1 protein-coding gene is annotated in these 259 nt (G+C 70.3%); it reads right to left on the reverse strand.

The features are described 5' to 3' along the window. Window positions 1-210: flavin reductase family protein (locus SB772_RS42765; protein ID WP_410838867.1), on the reverse strand; the 210-nt coding region annotated here is incomplete at its 3' end. Window positions 211-259: the final 49 nt, after the last annotated feature.

Below are 259 nucleotides of genomic sequence, written 5' to 3' on the forward strand. Positions count from 1 at the left end.
CCTGCCGCTGCGCTCGACGAGCTCGCGCGTCTTCGCGGACTTGTCGAGCACGACCGTCAGCTTCGGCGGCAGGAAATCGAGCGCGCAGGCCCATGCGGCGGCCATCACGTTGTCGACACCGTCGTGGCGGGCCGACACGAGCACGGTCGGGCCGTGGTTGAGGAGACGGTAGGCTTTCTGCAGCGCCACCGGCGCGATGTGACTGTCCATGCGGGTTCCCTGGTGAGCGGCGCGGCGCGCGCCGGCCGAAGCGCGAATT

This window comes from Paraburkholderia sp. SIMBA_030 (genome assembly GCF_046535245.1).
Taxonomy (GTDB): Bacteria; Pseudomonadota; Gammaproteobacteria; order Burkholderiales; family Burkholderiaceae; genus Paraburkholderia.